The 17,841-nt window shown below is 60.2% G+C and carries 15 protein-coding genes; 5 read left to right on the forward strand and 10 right to left on the reverse strand.

Annotated features, from left to right (window positions below; genetic code table 11):
* The first annotated feature begins 72 nt into the window (after window positions 1-72).
* Both ACX2DJ_RS08750 and ACX2DJ_RS08755 read left to right on the forward strand, forming a co-directional pair.
* Window positions 73-2,064, forward strand: coding sequence for an alpha/beta hydrolase family protein (locus ACX2DJ_RS08750; RefSeq protein ID WP_462572106.1), 1,992 nt, complete (start codon window positions 73-75; stop codon window positions 2,062-2,064).
* Between the two features lie 53 nt (window positions 2,065-2,117).
* Window positions 2,118-2,429: a chorismate mutase gene (locus ACX2DJ_RS08755; RefSeq protein ID WP_462572107.1), complete on the forward strand. Its 312-nt coding sequence runs from the start codon at window positions 2,118-2,120 to the stop codon at window positions 2,427-2,429.
* 73 nt (window positions 2,430-2,502) lie between these two features.
* Here ACX2DJ_RS08755 and rpsD read toward each other — a convergent pair whose 3' ends face one another.
* From rpsD to rpiB, 7 genes are all read right to left on the reverse strand, one after another.
* Window positions 2,503-3,117: a 30S ribosomal protein S4 gene (gene rpsD, locus ACX2DJ_RS08760; RefSeq protein ID WP_462572108.1), complete on the reverse strand. Its 615-nt coding sequence runs from the start codon at window positions 3,115-3,117 to the stop codon at window positions 2,503-2,505.
* A gap of 194 nt (window positions 3,118-3,311) precedes the next feature.
* On the reverse strand, window positions 3,312-3,626 hold the full coding sequence (locus tag ACX2DJ_RS08765; protein WP_462572109.1) for a hypothetical protein: 315 nt from the start codon (window positions 3,624-3,626) through the stop codon (window positions 3,312-3,314).
* Window positions 3,627-3,740: 114 nt separating this feature from the next.
* Window positions 3,741-4,469, reverse strand: coding sequence for an RNA methyltransferase (locus ACX2DJ_RS08770; RefSeq protein ID WP_462572110.1), 729 nt, complete (start codon window positions 4,467-4,469; stop codon window positions 3,741-3,743).
* Entirely contained in the window at window positions 4,456-4,926 is a 471-nt protein-coding gene (gene nrdR, locus ACX2DJ_RS08775; protein ID WP_462572111.1) for a transcriptional regulator NrdR, read from the reverse strand. Before nrdR ends, ACX2DJ_RS08770 begins: the two co-directional genes overlap by 14 nt.
* 8 nt (window positions 4,927-4,934) lie before the next feature.
* Window positions 4,935-5,153, reverse strand: coding sequence for a hypothetical protein (locus ACX2DJ_RS08780; RefSeq protein WP_462572112.1), 219 nt, complete (start codon window positions 5,151-5,153; stop codon window positions 4,935-4,937).
* Between the two features lie 4 nt (window positions 5,154-5,157).
* Window positions 5,158-6,471, reverse strand: coding sequence for a serine hydroxymethyltransferase (gene glyA, locus ACX2DJ_RS08785; protein WP_462572113.1), 1,314 nt, complete (start codon window positions 6,469-6,471; stop codon window positions 5,158-5,160).
* Window positions 6,468-6,932, reverse strand: a complete 465-nt coding sequence (rpiB, locus tag ACX2DJ_RS08790; RefSeq protein ID WP_462572114.1) for a ribose 5-phosphate isomerase B — start codon at window positions 6,930-6,932, stop codon at window positions 6,468-6,470. The genes glyA and rpiB overlap by 4 nt, the downstream gene beginning before the upstream one ends.
* A 497-nt stretch (window positions 6,933-7,429) precedes the next feature.
* Between rpiB and ACX2DJ_RS08795 the strand changes: the two genes are divergently transcribed.
* Window positions 7,430-8,347: a hypothetical protein gene (locus tag ACX2DJ_RS08795; RefSeq protein WP_462572115.1), complete on the forward strand. Its 918-nt coding sequence runs from the start codon at window positions 7,430-7,432 to the stop codon at window positions 8,345-8,347.
* 33 nt (window positions 8,348-8,380) lie between these two features.
* On the opposite strand, the gene rpoD is transcribed toward ACX2DJ_RS08795, so the two are convergent.
* From rpoD to ACX2DJ_RS08810, 3 genes are read right to left on the reverse strand one after another with little or no spacing between them, the layout of a single operon-like run.
* Window positions 8,381-10,444, reverse strand: a complete 2,064-nt coding sequence (rpoD, locus tag ACX2DJ_RS08800) for an RNA polymerase sigma factor RpoD (RefSeq protein ID WP_462572116.1) — start codon at window positions 10,442-10,444, stop codon at window positions 8,381-8,383.
* A 9-nt stretch (window positions 10,445-10,453) separates the two neighbouring features.
* A complete protein-coding gene (dnaG, locus tag ACX2DJ_RS08805; RefSeq protein WP_462572117.1) occupies window positions 10,454-12,337 on the reverse strand; it encodes a DNA primase in 1,884 nt (627 codons plus the stop codon).
* 12 nt (window positions 12,338-12,349) lie between these two features.
* Window positions 12,350-12,802: a GatB/YqeY domain-containing protein gene (locus tag ACX2DJ_RS08810; RefSeq protein ID WP_462572118.1), complete on the reverse strand. Its 453-nt coding sequence runs from the start codon at window positions 12,800-12,802 to the stop codon at window positions 12,350-12,352.
* A 178-nt stretch (window positions 12,803-12,980) separates the two neighbouring features.
* On the opposite strand from ACX2DJ_RS08810, the gene carA reads away from it, so the two are divergent.
* Together carA and carB are read left to right on the forward strand one after the other, a co-directional pair.
* Window positions 12,981-14,225, forward strand: a complete 1,245-nt coding sequence (carA, locus tag ACX2DJ_RS08815; protein ID WP_462572119.1) for a glutamine-hydrolyzing carbamoyl-phosphate synthase small subunit — start codon at window positions 12,981-12,983, stop codon at window positions 14,223-14,225.
* 268 nt (window positions 14,226-14,493) lie between these two features.
* Window positions 14,494-17,817, forward strand: coding sequence for a carbamoyl-phosphate synthase large subunit (gene carB / locus ACX2DJ_RS08820; RefSeq protein ID WP_462572121.1), 3,324 nt, complete (start codon window positions 14,494-14,496; stop codon window positions 17,815-17,817).
* The last annotated feature ends 24 nt before the right edge of the window (window positions 17,818-17,841 follow it).

The raw sequence follows: 17,841 nt of genomic DNA on the forward strand, positions 1-17,841 counted from the left end.
TTGACTAGATTCCCTCACTGGGAGTCACACACAGGGAGTCACACACAGGGAGTCACACACAGGGGGTCGCACATGACGAGATTGCTGAAGTTTACCGCCGGGGTCATGATTCTTGGTGCAGAATTGCCTCTGGCGGCACAACCCGGGGTTACAGAGGCTGAGATATTCGGCGCGCGATCGGACGTTATCGATATCAGTCTGTCACCTTCAGGCGAAAAGATTGTCCTCGTCTCCGCCGGGCCAGCGCATACCGAAATCGTCAACGTCATCGATTTCACCAAGGGCGCTGAGATCAAGCCGGTGCTGACCAACAGCGAGAAGATCGTCGACATCGACTGGTGCCAGTGGGCCAGCGATGTGCGACTCGTCTGCCAGTTTTCGGGCATGGGCGGCGGGGATGGCGGTTTGTTGGTTCCCTTTGACAGGCTGATCGCGCTCAATTCCGACGGCACCAATGTGAAAATGATCAGCCAGCGCGATTCGCTGCGCGCGCTCGGCTTCAACCAATTCGGGGGTGATGTCCTCGCGCTCGATGTGGCAGGCGAGGATGGCATGATCCTCATGACGCGCAACTTCGTGCCGGAAACCACGATTGGCACCCGGCTCGGCAACGACCGGAGCGGACTGGGGGTCGAACTGGTCGACACCGCCAATGCGCGACGGCGCTTGCGCGAGCAGCCCGACGATGCGACGATGCGCTACATCGCCGACGAGCAAGGACAGGTGCGGATCAGGATGCAGGCCCAGAGGGATTCGAACGGGCTCCTCACCGGAAACTTCCGCTATTTCTTCCGCAGGCCCGGCAGCAGCAGCTGGTCGCCGCTCGAATCCCTCCTGATTGATGGGCAAAGTACCGAGCGGATGACCCCGCTTGCAGTCGACAATGCTCGCAATGTGGTGATCGGCTTTGTCAGCAAGGGCGGCTATGACGCGATTGCCGAAGTGGCGCTCGATGGCACGGGCACGGGCAAGGTGCTGATGGCGCGCGGCGATGTTGACGTTGACCGGCTGATCCGGATCGGCCGCAAGAACCGCGTGGTGGGCGCAAGCTATGCTACCGAAAAGCGCCAGATCGTCTATTTCGACCAGGCACTGGCGAAGCTCGCCGCCGATCTTGGCAAGGTTTTGCCCGATCAGCCGCTGGTCAACATCGTCGGAGCCAGCGCGGACGAGCAGAAGTTGTTGCTGATCGCATCGAGCGATACGCAGCCAGGGATGGTTTACCTCTTCGACCGGCAGGCTCGCGCGCTTGAGCCGCTGTTGCCGCTTCGCCAGCGGCTCGAAGGGATGGCAATGGGTAAGATGCGCCCCGTGACCTATCCGGCACGCGACGGGACGGTGATCCCCGCCTATCTCACCCTTCCGTCGGGTTCGGACGGAAAGGGCCTGCCCGCCATTGTCCTGCCCCATGGCGGTCCTGCCGCGCGCGATGAATGGGGCTTTGACTGGCTGGTGCAGTACTTCACCGCCAAGGGCTATGCCGTGCTCCAGCCTAATTACCGCAGCTCGGCCGGGTATGGCGATGCCTGGTATGGCCGCAACGGGTTCAAGGCGTGGGACGTGGCCATCGGCGACATCAATGATGCCGGCCGCTGGCTGGTGAGCGAAGGGATCGCGGTTCCCGAGAAGCTTGCCATCGCAGGCTGGTCTTACGGCGGCTATGCGGCGCTGCAATCGCAGGTGCTCGATCCCACGCTGTTCAAGGCCGTGGTGGCGATTGCGCCGGTGACCGACCTCGGCTTTCTGGCCGAGGATGCGCGCGGGTACACCAATGTACGGATCGTGCGCGAACATGTCGGGGAAGGTCCGCATATCGCCGCAGGAAGCCCGCGCCGCCACGCCGAGAAGTTTTCCGCACCGGTCGCACTGTTCCACGGCACGCGCGATCTCAATGTCGAAGTGCGCCATGCGCAGGAGATGGAGAAGGCGCTCAGCCAGGCCGGCAAATCGGTCATCTACCGCGAATATCCCGATCAACAGCACGCGCTCGACGACAGCAAAGTGCGGGCCGAGATGCTGGCTGACATTGGTACGTTCCTCGACAAGGCGCTGGCGGGCAACTGAGGTGACCGGTAGCCCCTCGACAAGAGGCGCATCCTGCCTCTAGGACGCTGGCCATGACCGATAGTCCCTTGAACCCCGAAGATTGCACCAGCTTGGCCGAGGTGCGCGCCGGGGTCGATGCGCTAGACCGTGCGCTGGTGGCAATGCTCGCCACGCGGTTCGGCTACATGCGCGCCGCTGCCCGTATCAAGCCCTGCCGTGAAGCGGTGCGCGACGAGGCGAGAAAAGCGGGGGTCATCGCGGCGGCTGTCGCCGAGGCTGAAGCGCACGGCATCCCGGCCGATGTCGTCGGCGATATCTGGGAGCGCCTGGTCGAAGGCTCAATCGCTTACGAATTTGCCGAGTGGGACTGGATCAGGGGTTGACGCCTTCCTGAAGCAACAAAGAACAAGGGCGGCCCCGCAGGACCGCCCTCTTGCGTGACGATATCGTCAGATCTTAGCGCGAATAGAACTCGACCACCAGGTTCGGTTCCATGGTCACCGGGTAAGGCACTTCGTCCAGCTTGGGCACGCGGGTGAAGGTCACCTTGTCGTTGCCGTCGGGCGAGACGTAGTCGGGAATGTCACGTTCGGGGAGGCTCTGCGCCTCGATCACAAGCGCCATTTCCTTGGCCTTGCTGCCCAGGCTGATGACATCGCCGACCACAATGCGGCGGCTCGCGATGTTGCACTTCACGCCGTTGACATAGATATGGCCGTGAGAAACGACCTGGCGTGCCGAGAAAATCGTGGGCGCAAACTTCGCGCGATAGACCACCATATCGAGCCGCTGTTCGAGCAGGCCGATCAGGTTCTGGCTGGTGTCGCCCTTCATGCGCGACGCTTCCTGATAGGTGCGCTTGAACTGCTTTTCGGTCACGTCACCGTAATAGCCCTTGAGCTTCTGCTTGGCGCGCAGTTGCAGGCCAAAGTCGCTGACCTTGCCCTTGCGGCGCTGGCCGTGCTGGCCGGGGCCATAAGAACGCTTGTTGACCGGGGAATTCGGGCGGCCCCAGATGTTTTCACCCATCCGGCGGTCGAGCTTGTACTTGGCGCTTTTGCGCTTCGACATAAGTCGTATCCTTCAATCAGCTGGATCGCCCCACATGGCGACCATTCAACCCGGCATCGCACCGTCTGGCCGTTCACCAGGCGCGGCCACTGCTTCACCGGGGTGCAGGGCCAATTCGCGAAGTTGGGCGCTTAAAGGTTGACGATAATCAAGTCAAGCGTGCTGGTCTTGTCCAATATCGGCCTGTATCCGTTTCAACCAGAATTGAGCGTGCCAGTCTTCATCCGAAGGTCTTCGCCATTCTCAACCTTGGTATCTTCGTCATTCCAATCGTCCTGTGTCTTGCACTGGCGCGCGCCAGTGCGGAAACCGGTGTTCCGGATGGTCCTGCAAATCAGCTTCGGCTTTGGCTTTTTCTTTTCCGGTTGCTGGACTTGAGCTTCTGTCGCTTCCTCAATTTTGGAGGCGGTAGCTTGCGGAGTGCCTTCAGCGGCAGGCGGCGTAGCCAGCGACGGAGTGCCCGCTAGTAACAGGGCAGGGATCAGTATGGGGCAGGAGAAAAGGCGCATGAATAGGCTCCGATTGAGAAGACGTGGCTATGGTTGCGACTGCCTGACCGCCAGATGAATGTCGCCGCCATCTTTGGATAATTTATACAATGATTCAAAGATACTACAAGGGGATCAGGCTTGACGATCGGCTCGGCCGAGCGATGACAGCACGCCGCGCAGTGTCCTGATTTCCAGGTGATTCCAGCCTGGCTTGGTAAGCACGGTACGTAGCGTGCGCCGGGTTGCGTCCGCCCGCGCATCGGGCAGGAAATAACCTTTTGGCTCAAGCATGGATTCGAGATGGGCTATGAGCGCGTCAAGCTGCTCCTGCGGGGCAGGAGGCAAGTTTGCCTCATCTGCCGTTGGCTGAACCAACCCGGTTTGTTTTGACCATTCATAGGCGCACAGGATCACCGCCTGCGCCAGATTGAGAGAACCGAATTCAGGATTGATGGGCACCGTGAGTACGCTGCGCGCGAGCGCGACGTCTTCCGTCTCCAGCCCCGAACGCTCGGGCCCGAACAGGATCGCGCTCTTGCCCGGCTCTTCATGGATCGCTTGTGCAGCTTCATCCGGCCCCACAACCGGCTTGGTCACTCCGCGCTTTCGCACCGTGGTAGCATAGACATGGGCGCAATCGGCCACGGCCTCTGCGGTGGTCGCGAATACCTTCGCTCGTTCCAGTACGATATCTGCCCCGGCGGCCGCAGGGCCAGCATCAGGATTGGGCCAGCCATCGCGCGGAGTCACGAGGCGCAACTCGGTCAGGCCGAAATTGAGCATCGCGCGCGCCGCCTTGCCTATATTCTCTCCCAACTGTGGCCGGACGAGGACGATAGCAGGCTGGTTAGCTTGTCCCATCTTGCGCCGCTTCCTGCACCGTGCTGGCGAATTCCTTGAAGTCCTTGGCCTCGCTGAAATCGCGATAGACGCTGGCAAAGCGGATATAGGCGACACTGTCGATCTGCCTGAGGCCGTTCATCACCATTTCGCCTATCCGGGCAGAGGGTATTTCGGCATCGCCGGTGGTTTCTACCTGTCGCTGGATTCCCGAAACAAGTTGGTCGATCCGTTCCTGTTCGACCCCGCGCTTGCGGCAGGCCAGGGCAACAGATTGTTCAAGTTTGCCGCGGTCAAAGGCTTCGCGGCGGTTCCCGCTTTTGACAACGGTCACTTCACGCAATTGCACGCGTTCGAAAGTGGTGAAGCGAGCGCCGCAACTCGAACACTGCCGTCGGCGCCGGATCGAGGCGTTGTCCTCCGTCGGGCGACTGTCTTTTACCTGACTATCGTCATGGGCACAAAATGGACAGCGCATTCAGATGTTTATTTCTTGATACGTGAGTAGAGTGCAATGCCGGCTCCTGCTGCCAAGCCCAGAGGCCAGCTAACCACGGGCAGCAAAATGCCCGCTACGGCACCGATTGCCGCTCCGGTCAAAACCGGCTTGGTCGAGGGGTGCTTGACGCCCTGCTTGGCCATGCCGACGATTTCATCCTTCGCATCGCCAAGCAAGCCGCGGTCTTCAGGTTGATTCTCGCTCATGATGTTATCCTTCCGGGTAAACGGGGAAGGCTGCGCACAGGGCTGACACACGGCCGCGCACGGCCTCCTCTATTTGAGCATCGCCTTCCGGGCCGTTCTTGGCAAGCCCATCAACCACTTCGGCGATCAGCTTGCCGATCTTGCGGAATTCCGCCGGGCCGAAGCCGCGCGTAGTGCCCGCAGGCGTGCCCAGGCGGATGCCGCTGGTCACAAAGGGGCTGCGCGTATCGTAAGGGATGCCGTTTTTGTTGCAGGTGAGCCAGGCGCGGTCGAGGCCTTTTTCGGCGTCCTTGCCGGTCACATCTTTGGCGGTAAGGTCAACCAGCATCGAGTGGTTGTCTGTCCCGCCCGAGACGATCCGCAGGCCGTTTTCCTCAAGGCTTGCAGCAAGTGCGCGGGCATTTTCGACTACGGCATGGGCATAGGCACTGAAATCAGGGCGAAGCGCCTCCTGGAAGGCCACGGCCTTGGCCGCGACAATATGCATCAACGGGCCGCCCTGCAGGCCGGGGAATACCGCCATGTTCAGCGGTTTGGTCAGTTCTTCGTCATCCCACAGGATAACGCCTGAGCGGGGGCCGCGCAGGCTCTTGTGTGTAGTGGTGGTCACGACATGCGCGTGCGGGAAGGGTGAGGGGTGCGCGCCGCCCGCTACCAGCCCCGAAATATGGCTCATGTCGACCATCAGCCAGGCACCGACGGCATCCGCGACCTTGCGGAAGGCTTCCCAGTCCCAGATGCGCGAATAGGCGGTGCCGCCAGCGATGATCAGCTTGGGCTTGTGCTCCTTCGCGATTGCCATGACATCGTCCATGTCGATGCGTTCGTCATCCTTGCGGACGCCATAGGCGACGGGATTGAACCACTTGCCGCTCATATTGACCGGCGATCCATGGGTCAGATGGCCGCCCGAATTTAGGTCCAGTCCCATGAATGTATCGCCGGGCTGCAGGAGCGCCAGGAACACCGCCTGGTTCATCTGGCTGCCTGAATTGGGCTGCACATTGGCGAAATTGCAGCCGAACAGCTTCTTCGCGCGCTCGATCGCCAGCGTCTCGACGACGTCTGCATAGTCACAGCCGCCGTAGTAACGCTTGCCGGGGTAGCCCTCGGCATATTTGTTGGTGAAGACGCTGCCAGCAGCTTTCAGTACTGCCTTCGATGCGATGTTCTCGCTGGCGATCAGCTCGATCTTGTCCTGCTGGCGCTTGAGTTCGTTAGCTACGGCAGCTGCGACTTCAGGGTCGGCCTCGGCCAGGCTGTCATGCCAGAAGCGGTGCATGATGTCGGAATTCGCGGTAGGCGCGGTACTGCTCATTGAAGGGGCTCGATCGTATCAGTGTCAAAGGGCGGGTTGGAAAGCTTGTCGACGCGGCGCTGGTGGCGGCCGCCGGCAAATTCGGTGTCGAGGAAGGTGGTGACGCAAGCCTTTGCCATATCGATACCGATCAGCCGCGCGCCCAAGGCAATGCAATTGGCATCATTGTGCTCGCGCGCGAGCTTGGCGGAAAGCGGCTCGGAAACCATGGCGCAACGCACCGCGGGATTGCGGTTGATGCTCATCGAGATCCCCAGCCCGCTACCACACAGGCCGATACCGCGTTCGGCGGTACCTTCGGCGAGGACCGCAGCCAGCTTGTAGCCATAGTCGGGGTAATCGACACTGTCGTTCGAATGGGTTCCAAGGTCCGCCACTTCGTGGCCAAGCTCCATCAGCCATTCGGCTAGCTCGGCTTTAAGATCGGTGGCGGCGTGGTCAGAGGCAATGGCAATACGCATGGTTGGCAAATAGGGATGAGGGGCGATTCTTGCCACCCTTTATTGGGTTAAGCGCACAACTGCCTGGCGGCTTTCCGCCCTGCCGTTCCCGGAACAGGCGACTACGTACTCTTCTTGGTAATTATCAACGACGGCCGCTATTTTGTCATTAGCCCAATGTAACCATGATAACATATTCTCCGAATAGAAAATTGAAGTGGGTTGAGTCCTACTTCTATTTCAGGAGTCGAATAAGATGAAGAGGATACTGATAGGAATTGTTGCCTGTGCGGCCAGCCTTGGCGGTCTTGGTGCCACGGCTGCGTTGGCTGACGACGTTTTCACATTCCGCGATGGCGACGATTGTGTTACCGTTTCATGCGGCGCAGGTGGCTGCCAAGTCATCGATCGATTTCCATGCCCCAAAGAAGTCAGCGAGGGCGGTTGATATAAGCATTCGGGGAGCGGGCAGGCCGTTCCTCCCTTCAATCATTCGGTTGTGACTGCGAGGTTCCGCAATGAAATCCTGCAAGCTTCTTGCGCTGCTGGCCGCATTGGCGCCGGTTTCCGCATCGGCACAGAGTGCGAATGACAACGGCGACCCGGTTGCGGAATCCCCGCAGGCAAAAGATGGTCAAGCGATCATCGTTACGGGAGATCGCGAAAAGCAAGAGCGGGCGGTGCGTGATCTCACGCGGCGGGTTACGGCGCGCGCGCGAATAGACAAGCCGCTATCGCGTTTCTACCAGCCTTTTTGCCTGAAGATCATCGGCATCAAGCCCGAATATGCCAGCGCTCTGGCAGAGCGGATCGAGGACAATGCCCGCAAGGCCGAAGCACCTGTCGGGCGCGAAGGCTGCACGCCCAATGCATTGCTCATATTCACAAACGACGGGCGCGAGACCGTGGAGGCGCTCCGGCAGGATGAACCATGGCTGTTCACCGGTTTGCTGGACCATGAATTCACGCGCATGATGGCCGGTACCGGCGGTGCCTTTGCCTGGGAAACCACGGAATTGAAGGGGGTGGATGGGAGGCCGATTCGAATCCAACAAATTGAAATCAATGGCGTCAGGCGCGATGTGCCAATAAACGAGCAGTTCCAGACTGGTCGACTCAACCCCCCGATCCGCCTCGATACCATTGGATCAGTTGTGTTGATCGATAACGGCCATTTGCCGGGCAAGACGCTGGTCCAGCTTGCCGACTATGCCACCGTCCGATTGATATCACCCGGTGAGGATGCGCCTGCGGGCATGGAAAACGGCATCTCCACCATATTGTCGTTATTCACCGCACCCGAAACGGCGCCGCCTGAACTGACACGGTTCGATCTGAGCTATCTGGGGGCGCTATATCATCAGCGCCCAAATGCCAGGGCGGAATCGATCATGGATGCAACCGCTGCGGCCTATCGTCGCAGCGACACAGATTAAAGCCGACGACGATTTGCAGATAGCTGGCCCGCTTCACTGATCCAGGAAACTGCGCATCTTCCGTGAGCGGCTCGGGTGCTTCAGCTTGCGCAGCGCCTTGGCCTCGATCTGGCGGATACGTTCGCGGGTCACGCTGAACTGCTGGCCGACTTCTTCCAGCGTGTGATCGGTGTTCATGCCGATGCCGAAGCGCATCCGCAGCACACGCTCCTCACGCGGGGTGAGGCTGGCGAGCACGCGGGTGACCGTTTCCTTGAGGTTGGCCTGAATCGCAGCATCGACCGGGATGATTGCATTCTTGTCCTCGATGAAATCGCCCAGATGCGAATCTTCCTCGTCACCGATTGGTGTCTCGAGGCTGATCGGCTCCTTGGCGATCTTCATCACCTTGCGCACCTTCTCGAGCGGCATGGAAAGGCGGGCCGCCATTTCTTCCGGCGTCGGCTCGCGGCCTTCCTCGTGCAGGAACTGACGGCTTGTGCGGACCAGCTTGTTGATCGTCTCGATCATATGCACGGGGATGCGGATGGTGCGCGCCTGATCGGCGATGGATCGGGTGATCGCCTGCCTGATCCACCATGTAGCGTAAGTGCTGAACTTGTAGCCGCGGCGGTATTCGAACTTGTCGACCGCCTTCATCAACCCGATGTTGCCTTCCTGAATAAGATCAAGGAATTGCAGGCCGCGATTGGTGTATTTCTTGGCGATCGAGATCACCAGGCGCAGGTTCGCCTCGACCATTTCCTTTTTGGCAATACGTGCCTCGCGTTCGCCCTTCTGCACCATGTTCACGATCCGGCGAAGCTCGGGGAGCGACATACCGGTTTGGCTGGCGATATCAGCGATCTCGGCACGAATGCGTTCGATCGCGTCGGCTTCCTTCTCTGCAAAGGCAGCCCACTTCTTGTCCTTCTTCGCGTTATTCGCAAGCCAAGCTTCGTCAAGCTCGTTGCCGACATAGGCCTTGAGGAAATCCATCCGCTTGACCTTGTGACGCTCGGCCAGGCGCAGCATTTGTCCGCCCAGCGCGGTGAGGCGACGATTGAAGGCATAAAGATTGTCGACCAGAAATTCGATCTTGGTCGCGTGGAATTGCATGCTTTCCACTTCGGCCGTCAGCTCTTCACCCAGCTTTTCGTAGCGGTTTTCCTTAGCCTTGGGGAATTCCTTGCCCGCAGCTAGCGTATCGACACGTTCGGCTTGCAGCTTCTCAAAGGTCTTGAACAGTTTGGTAATGCGTTCAAACCGCTCAAGCGCCTCAGGCTTGAGTGCAGCCTCCATCTGCGCGAGCGACATTGTGTTATCTTCTTCGTCGTCATCGTCGTCGTCGCGCTTCTTGGACGAACCTTCTTCTCCGTCTTCGTCTTCGCCCTCATCTTCTTCTTCCACGTCGTCGTCATCGTCGCGGATCGTCGGGCCGGCGGTTTCCTCGGAAATCTCGCCGTCATCATCATCCTCGGCGCCTTCGGCCAACTTGTCAGGCGGAGGCTCTTTCGAAAGCATGGCGTCGAGGTCGAGAATCTCGCGCAGCTGCATTTCTTCATTATTGAGCGCTTCGGACCACTGGATAATGGCATGGAAAGTAATCGGGCTCTCGCACAGGCCCATGATCATCATGTCGCGGCCAGCTTCGATGCGCTTGGCGATGGCAATTTCGCCTTCGCGGCTGAGCAGTTCGACTGCACCCATTTCGCGCAGGTACATGCGCACCGGATCATCGGTGCGGTCGCCTGTCACGGTTTTCTTGGCAGATGCAGCAGGAACTTTCCTGGCGGCTTTCCCGCTATCTTCGTCGGCGTCATCGTCGGTGTCGTCGTCAACGGCCAACTCATCGCCTTCGGCGTCCTGCTCGACGTCGGCCTCCTCGTCATTCTCGACGATCTGCACACCCATTTCGGACAGTGCGGTCTGGACATCTTCGATCTGGTCAGGACTCATCTCGCCTGAAGGGAGCGCTTCGTTGAGCTCGTCATAAGTGACGTAACCCTTCTTCTTTGCCTTCGAGATGAGTTTCTTGATCAAAGATTCGTTGAGATCGATCAGCGGCGCATCATCGTCCTTGCCGTTGCCACCACCGCTCTTTGCTTTTGACGCCATAGGTCCGTGTCAGTCCGTTTTCATGTCGGAGACCGGCCCGTCAGCCGGTTCGCGAGAAATTTCCATGTTTGCCGCGACTGCGGCCTTCTTGCGCCCGAAGTTTTTCAGGCGTTCATTCAAAGCGGATAGCCGTTCTCGCAATCGGGTCTGTTCAGCGAAAGCCCCTTCAGGGTCATTATCAAACCGGGCCCTTGCTGCTTCAAGCGCAACAAAAAGGGCCGGCCTTTCGACCAGCAGCGATACAGCTTCAGCCAATTCCTCGCGCGCATCAACCGGGTTGGTGCCTTCTCTCAGGAAAGCGTATCGATTTTGATCCGGTGGGGCAGGAAGGCCTTTCTCCGCTGATATGGCGATGTCGGCTCGCGAATCAAGCGTTTCTGACAGTTCCAGCAAAGTTTCGACAGTTTCATGCATTTCCGGCTCGAGCCGAGCAAGGCGGCCCAGCGCCTCGGTATGGCGCAAAATTTCGCCCGGATGGCGCAGCAGGCCGTGAAGTACTGCGCGGGCAAGGTCATTGCGCGCACCGCCCGCCAAAGCCTTGCGCAGGCGGGCCGCTACATCGCCCGTCAGGCGTGGCGCCGGTTGTTGCCAGCCGGGCCTGGCCGTGCCGCTCCATTGGCGCTGCGGACGCGGGGGGAAGGCAAAGTCGGAAAAGCGTTGCAACAATTCGCGCCGGTAAAGCGCGCGAATATCGGGATCCTGAATGGCGTCTGCGTGCACGATCAGTCGTGCTTTCAACCCAGCCTTGTCTTCCGGTGTGCTTAGTTCCTGCGCATCGCGTTCGTAAGCCCACAATGTGTCGAGCAGGCTGGCAGGGGTTGCCAGCAGCTTCTCAATTGCCGCCGTCCCTTGCTGCCTGATCAGATCATCGGGGTCCAGCCCGCTTGGGAGATGCACCATTGAGAGGCTCTTGCCCGGTTGCAGCATCGGTAGCGCCCGGCCGATCGCGCGCATCGCCGCACGCTGGCCCGCAGCATCGCCATCAAAGCACAACACCGGGACATCGGCCATGCGCCACAGCATGGAGAGTTGAGTTTCAGTGAGCGCGGTACCAAGCGGCGCAACGACATCGGCAATCCCGGCATTGGCGAGCGCGATCACATCCATATAGCCTTCAACCACCACGATGCGGTTGGTCTGGCGGCTTGCAGGTCCAGCGCGGTGCAAATTGTAAAGAGTGCGGCCCTTGTCGAACAAAGGCGTGTCGGGAGAATTGAGATATTTCGCCGCGCCTTCCCGGTTTTCAAGAATGCGCCCGCCAAACGCAATCACCCGCCCGCGCGCGTCATGGATCGGCAGCATCAGCCGGTCGCGGAATCGGTCGTAAGGCGGTTTGTCATCCACGCTGATGAGCAGGCCGGTTTCGACCAGCATCGCCTCGTCAAATTGCGACAGCGCACCCTTCATTGAAACCTTGCTGTCGGGCGCATAGCCAAAACCGAATTGCTCGACGATACGGCGGCTGAAACCGCGGGTGCGCAGATATTCACGCGCGCGCTCACCATCGGGGCCGTGCAGATTGGCAGCGAACCATTCCTGCGCAGCGTCCATCGCATCGACCAGCGTGGCGCGCTTTTCGGCTTGCTGTGCCTCGCGCGGGTCAGGGCGGGGCACTTCCATTCCCGCCTGCTGCGCCAGTTCTTTCACCGCATCCATGAATTGCAACCCGCGCTGGTCGGTCATCCAGCGGATCACATCGCCATGCGCCCCGCAGCCGAAGCAGTGATAGAAGCCCTTCTCGTCATTGACGGTGAAGCTGGGCGACTTTTCGTTGTGGAACGGGCAGCAGGCCTTCCATTCGCGCCCCGCGCGCTGGAGCTTGGTCGTGCGCATGATGACGCTGGAAAGCGTCACCCGTGCGCGCAATTCGTCAAGCCACTGCGGGGAAAGCATTGCGGGACGATATTAGGAAAGCGCGGCTTTAACCAGCCCGCTTGCCTTGCCCATGTCAAGCTGTGCACCGTGGCGTGCCTTGAGCTCGGCCATAACCCGGCCCATGTCCTTGATCGAGCTGGCATCCAGTTCTGCCTTGATGGCTTCGATCGCCGCCGTCGTTGCGGCTTCGTCCATCATGGCGGGGAGGAATTCCTCGATCACGGCAAGTTCGCCGCGTTCCTGGTCGGCTAGTTCCTGCCGGCCGCCCTGTTCATACATCTCGATCGATTCGCGCCGCTGCTTGGCCATTTTCTGCAGCACTTCGATGATCAGATCATCGTCTGCTATCTCCTTGGACGAAGTGCGCATTTCGATGTCGCGGTCCTTGATCTTGGCGCCGATCAGCCGGAGCGCGGCGGTGCGCTCTTTCTCGCCCGCTTTCATGGCGGCAATGGTGGCGGCTTTGATGTCATCGCGAAGCATGAATTGGTATCCTTTGGTTGGTGCTTGCTGGGGCTGATAGGGCCAAATCGCGAAAATGGGAATTGTGCCCCGATTAGTCGTTATTTCAGCGCAAGTGCGGTTGACGCGGCAGGAAGGGATGGCTAGCGGCTCAAGCTTAGCGACATTGCCGGAAAACCCCTTACTCGGAGAGCCCCAAATGGCTTCTGCTGCCTCTCGACCTGCGCAACCAAAAGGTGCGACGGGTTGCCTCGTTCTGGCCGATGGCACGGTGGTCTGGGGCAGGGGCTTCGGCGCTACGGGGGAAGCGGTGGGCGAGGTGTGCTTCAACACCGCGATGACCGGCTACCAGGAAGTGATGACCGATCCCAGCTATGCAGCGCAGATCATCACCTTCACTTTCCCTCATATCGGCAATGTCGGCACGAACCCGGAAGATGTTGAAAGCAAGGTTGAAGGCGCGGTGGGCTGCATTGTGCGCGAGGACGTGACCTCGCCGAGCAATTTCCGCAGCTTGCAGGGCTTTGCCGAATGGCTGGCGGCGAATGGCAAGATCGGCCTGTCCGGCGTCGATACGCGCGCGCTGACGCGCCGCATCCGTATGAACGGCGCGCCCAATGCGGTGATCGCGCATTCGCCGGATGGCAAGTTCGATATCCCCGCGCTGCTCAATCGTGCGCAGGGCTGGGCCGGGCTGGAAGGGATGGATCTGGCGCAGGTCGTCACGCGCGAGACCAGCGAGGAATGGACCGGCGGGATTTGGCACCTGGGCGAAGGGTATGAGACGATGACGTCACCCCAGCGAAAGCCGGGGTCGGGTTCAGACCAGGACGAGAGCGATCCCAGCGTGCGCTGGGATGACGGTAGCCCGCATGTCGTCGCCCTCGATTACGGCGCGAAGGACAATATCTTCCGCAACCTCGTCCGCGCCGGGGCAAAGGTGACCGTGGTACCGGCCAAGACCTCGCTGGAGGATTTGCTGGCGCTGGGGCCAGATGGCGTTTTCCTGAGCAACGGCCCCGGCGATCCGGCCGCGACGGGCGAATATGCCGTGCCGGTGATTCAGGGCCTGTTAGAGCGCAATGTGCCCCTCTTCGGTATCTGTCTGGGGCACCAGTTACTGGCCCTTGCGGCGGGCGCGAAGACAGTAAAAATGCACCAGGGCCACCGCGGCGCGAACCATCCGGTCCAACGTGTGGGGGCAGGGTGGGGCGAGACCGCCGGGCTGGTCGAGATCACTTCGATGAACCACGGCTTCGCTGTCGACGCTGCTACTCTGCCTGACAGTGTGGACGAAACCCACGTATCCCTGTTCGACGGCTCCAACTGCGGCATCGCCATCAAGGGCAAGCGGGCCTTTGCGGTGCAATACCACCCCGAGGCATCGCCGGGGCCGCAGGATAGTTTCTACCTGTTCGAGAAGTTCGTGGGGATGTTGAGGTGAGAGTCGGACTCTTACTTGCCACAGCAGTGGTTCTCACGAGCGTCGGATGCACTGACGATCCGCGACCCTCTGCTTCACGCGAGCAGATCGAGGCAGGCTTGAGCACATGCGGGGTAACCGATGCGCAGATCAAGAAAGGGCTCGAAGACGTGACGACCGAGTTTGTCGTGAACTTCAGTAGCGAAACAGATTACACGGCACGCGAGTGCTTCGATGAACAAATGCAAAGCATGGATGTTTTGCAGACTACAGCTTGGTCAGGATAATAATGCCCAGACGCACTGACATCTCCTCCATCCTCGTCATTGGCGCCGGCCCGATCATCATCGGCCAAGCCTGCGAGTTCGACTATTCCGGCACGCAGGCGATCAAGGCGCTCAAGGAAGAGGGCTATCGCGTCGTGCTGGTCAATTCGAACCCGGCCACGATCATGACCGATCCCGAGTTTGCCGACGCGACCTATATCGAGCCGATCACGCCAGAAATCGTCGAAAAGATCATCGCCAAGGAACGGCCTGACGCGCTGCTGCCGACCATGGGCGGGCAGACCGCGCTCAATTGCGCGCTGTCGCTCAACAAGATGGGCGTGCTGGAGAAATACGGCGTCACCATGATCGGCGCCGATGCGGAAGCCATCGACAAGGCCGAGGACCGCCAGAAATTCCGCGAGGCGATGGACAAGATCGGGCTCGAAAGCGCGCGCAGCGGCATCGCGCATTCGCTGGAACAGGCGCTTGAAGTGCTTGAGACGACCAAGCTGCCCGCCATCATCCGCCCCAGCTTCACGCTTGGCGGCACCGGCGGCGGCATTGCCTATAACAAGGCCGAGTTCGAGCTGATCGTGCGCGAAGGGCTCGACGCTTCGCCTACGACTGAGGTGCTGATCGAAGAATCGCTGCTGGGGTGGAAGGAATACGAGATGGAGGTCGTGCGCGACCGCCATGACAATTGCATCATTATCTGCAGCATCGAGAATGTCGATCCGATGGGCGTGCACACCGGGGATTCGATCACGGTTGCGCCCGCGCTGACGCTGACCGACAAGGAATACCAGATCATGCGCAATGCCAGCATTGCTGTGCTGCGCGAGATCGGGGTCGAAACTGGCGGCTCGAACGTGCAATTCGCGGTCAATCCCGCCGATGGCCGGCTGATCGTGATCGAGATGAACCCGCGCGTATCGCGCAGCTCCGCGCTCGCCTCAAAGGCGACCGGCTTCCCGATCGCGCGCGTCGCGGCCAAGCTGGCGGTGGGCTACACGCTGGACGAGATTACCAACGAGATCACCGGCGCTACGCCCGCCAGCTTCGAGCCCACGATCGACTATGTCGTGACAAAGATCCCGCGATTCGCCTTCGAGAAGTTCAAGGGCGCCAAGCCCGAACTTGCCACCGCGATGAAGTCGGTCGGCGAGGTCATGGCAATCGGGCGCAATTTCCAGGAAAGTGTGCAGAAGGCGTTGCGCGGGCTCGAAACCGGGCTTGACGGGTTCAACCGCGTGCCTTCGCTCGAAGGCGTATCACGCGAAGTCGTTACCGCCGCGCTGAGCAAGCGCACACCCGACCGGCTGCTCTATGTCGGGCAGGCTTTCCGCGAGGGGATGAGCGTGGAGGAGATACACGCGCTTACATCCTATGATTCGTGGTTCCTGCGCCAGATCGAAGGCATCATCGCGGCGGAAAAACGGATTTCGGAAGACGGGCTGCCGCGCGATGCAGCCGAGTTGCGGCGGCTGAAGGCGATGGGCTTTTCGGACAAGCGGCTCGCCACGCTGGCGGTGCGCTCTGTCGGTGTCGCAGGCGGGCTGGGCGAAACGCAGGCCAAGCGTTCGGGACTGCTGCACGATGCGCTGCAAGCGATGGCAGGAGCCACCAGCGAGGATGAAGTGCGCAAGCTTCGTGAAAAGCTCGGCGTGCGCCCGGTGTTCAAGCGGATTGACAGCTGCGCGGCCGAATTCGAGGCAATCACGCCCTACATGTATTCGACCTATGAAGCGCCCAGCTTTGGCGAGCCCGAATGCGAGGCCAACCCCTCAGACCGCAGGAAGATAGTGATCCTTGGCGGCGGCCCCAACCGGATCGGGCAGGGTATCGAGTTCGATTACTGCTGCGTCCATGCCTGTTTCGCGCTTGCGGAAGCCGGGTTCGAGACGATCATGATCAATTGCAACCCGGAAACAGTCTCGACCGACTACGACACATCGGACAGACTCTATTTCGAGCCGTTGACAGCAGAGGACGTGCTCGAGATCCTGCGCGTCGAACAGTCGAAGGGCGAGTTGGTCGGCGTGATCGTGCAGTTCGGCGGGCAGACCCCGCTCAAGCTGGCGCAGGCGTTGGAGGATGCGGGGATTCCGATCCTTGGCACATCGCCCGATGCGATCGACCTTGCGGAAGACCGCGAGCGCTTCGCGCGGCTCGTCAACAAGCTCAAGCTCAAGCAGCCCGAAAATGGCATCGCCTATAGCCGTGACGAAGCGGCAGCAGTGGCTGCGCGGATCGGCTATCCGGTATTGCTGCGTCCCTCCTACGTGCTGGGCGGGCGAGCGATGGAGATCGTCGACAGCGAGGCGCAGCTTGACGATTATATCCGTACCGCCGTGAACGTATCCGGCGATAGCCCGGTGCTGGTCGATCAATATCTGCGTGATGCCATCGAGTGCGATGTCGATGCGCTGTGCGATGGCGAAGAAGTGCGGGTTGCCGGGGTAATGCAGCACATCGAGGAAGCTGGTGTCCACTCGGGCGATAGCGCCTGTACCCTACCGCCCTATTCGCTCCCCAAGGATATCATCGATCAGATGGAGCAACAGGCCGATGCACTGGCCAGGGCCTTGGGGGTCGTAGGCCTGATGAATGTCCAGTTCGCGGTGAAAGATGGTGAGGTTTACCTGATCGAGGTCAATCCGCGTGCATCGCGCACCGTACCCTTCGTCGCCAAGGCGATCGGCCAGCCCGTGGCCAAGATCGCGGCGCGGGTGATGGCAGGCGAAATGCTTGCCAATTTTGAACCCTTCAAGCGCGACCTGCCCTATATGGCGGTGAAGGAAGCGGTGTTCCCTTTCAGCCGCTTCCCGGGCAGCGATCCGGCCCTTTCCCCCGAGATGAAATCAACCGGCGAAGTGATGGGAATCGATCGCAGTTTCGATGCCGCTTTCTTCAAGGCCCAGCTTGCTGCCGGGATGGTCCTGCCATCTCAAGGCACGCTGTTCGTATCGGTAAAAGACAGCGACAAGCCGCATATCCTTCCGGCGGTGCGCACGCTGATCGAACAGGGCTTCTCTGCCATCGCCACCGGCGGAACGCAGGCCTATCTGGCCGAGCAGGGACTGCCGGTGGAGCGCATCAACAAGGTGGCCGAAGGGCAGCCGCATGTGGTTGACCGGATCATCGATGGAGACGTCGATCTGATCTTCAACACGACTGAAGGGTGGCAGAGCTTGCTGGACTCGAAATCGATCCGTGCATCAGCGCTGACGGAGAAGATTCCCTATTATACAACGGCGGCAGCCTCTGTTGCGGCGGCAAATGCAATTAATGCAGTAAACGCAAGCCAGCTTGAAGTCCGCTCGTTGCAGGACTATTATAGCTAGCGAACATTAGCTCTTTCCCCAAAT

The organism is Altererythrobacter chaiwopuensis (assembly GCF_054957755.1).

Excerpts from the sequence above, each read along its gene's own strand:
- rpsD (WP_462572108.1), bottom strand. The coding sequence starts at position 3,117 with ATGTCGAAGCGCAAAAGCGCCAAGTACAAGCTCGACCGCCGGATGGGT.
- carA (WP_462572119.1), top strand. The coding sequence starts at position 12,981 with ATGGCTTCTGCTGCCTCTCGACCTGCGCAACCAAAAGGTGCGACGGGT.
- rpoD (WP_462572116.1), bottom strand. The coding sequence starts at position 10,444 with ATGGCGTCAAAAGCAAAGAGCGGTGGTGGCAACGGCAAGGACGATGAT.
- ACX2DJ_RS08780 (WP_462572112.1), bottom strand. The coding sequence starts at position 5,153 with ATGAGCGAGAATCAACCTGAAGACCGCGGCTTGCTTGGCGATGCGAAG.
- ACX2DJ_RS08750 (WP_462572106.1), top strand. The coding sequence starts at position 73 with ATGACGAGATTGCTGAAGTTTACCGCCGGGGTCATGATTCTTGGTGCA.
- nrdR (WP_462572111.1), bottom strand. The coding sequence starts at position 4,926 with ATGCGCTGTCCATTTTGTGCCCATGACGATAGTCAGGTAAAAGACAGT.
- rpiB (WP_462572114.1), bottom strand. The coding sequence starts at position 6,932 with ATGCGTATTGCCATTGCCTCTGACCACGCCGCCACCGATCTTAAAGCC.
- carB (WP_462572121.1), top strand. The coding sequence starts at position 14,494 with ATGCCCAGACGCACTGACATCTCCTCCATCCTCGTCATTGGCGCCGGC.
- glyA (WP_462572113.1), bottom strand. The coding sequence starts at position 6,471 with ATGAGCAGTACCGCGCCTACCGCGAATTCCGACATCATGCACCGCTTC.
- dnaG (WP_462572117.1), bottom strand. The coding sequence starts at position 12,337 with ATGCTTTCCCCGCAGTGGCTTGACGAATTGCGCGCACGGGTGACGCTT.
- ACX2DJ_RS08765 (WP_462572109.1), bottom strand. The coding sequence starts at position 3,626 with ATGCGCCTTTTCTCCTGCCCCATACTGATCCCTGCCCTGTTACTAGCG.
- ACX2DJ_RS08770 (WP_462572110.1), bottom strand. The coding sequence starts at position 4,469 with ATGGGACAAGCTAACCAGCCTGCTATCGTCCTCGTCCGGCCACAGTTG.
- ACX2DJ_RS08795 (WP_462572115.1), top strand. The coding sequence starts at position 7,430 with ATGAAATCCTGCAAGCTTCTTGCGCTGCTGGCCGCATTGGCGCCGGTT.
- ACX2DJ_RS08755 (WP_462572107.1), top strand. The coding sequence starts at position 2,118 with ATGACCGATAGTCCCTTGAACCCCGAAGATTGCACCAGCTTGGCCGAG.
- ACX2DJ_RS08810 (WP_462572118.1), bottom strand. The coding sequence starts at position 12,802 with ATGCTTCGCGATGACATCAAAGCCGCCACCATTGCCGCCATGAAAGCG.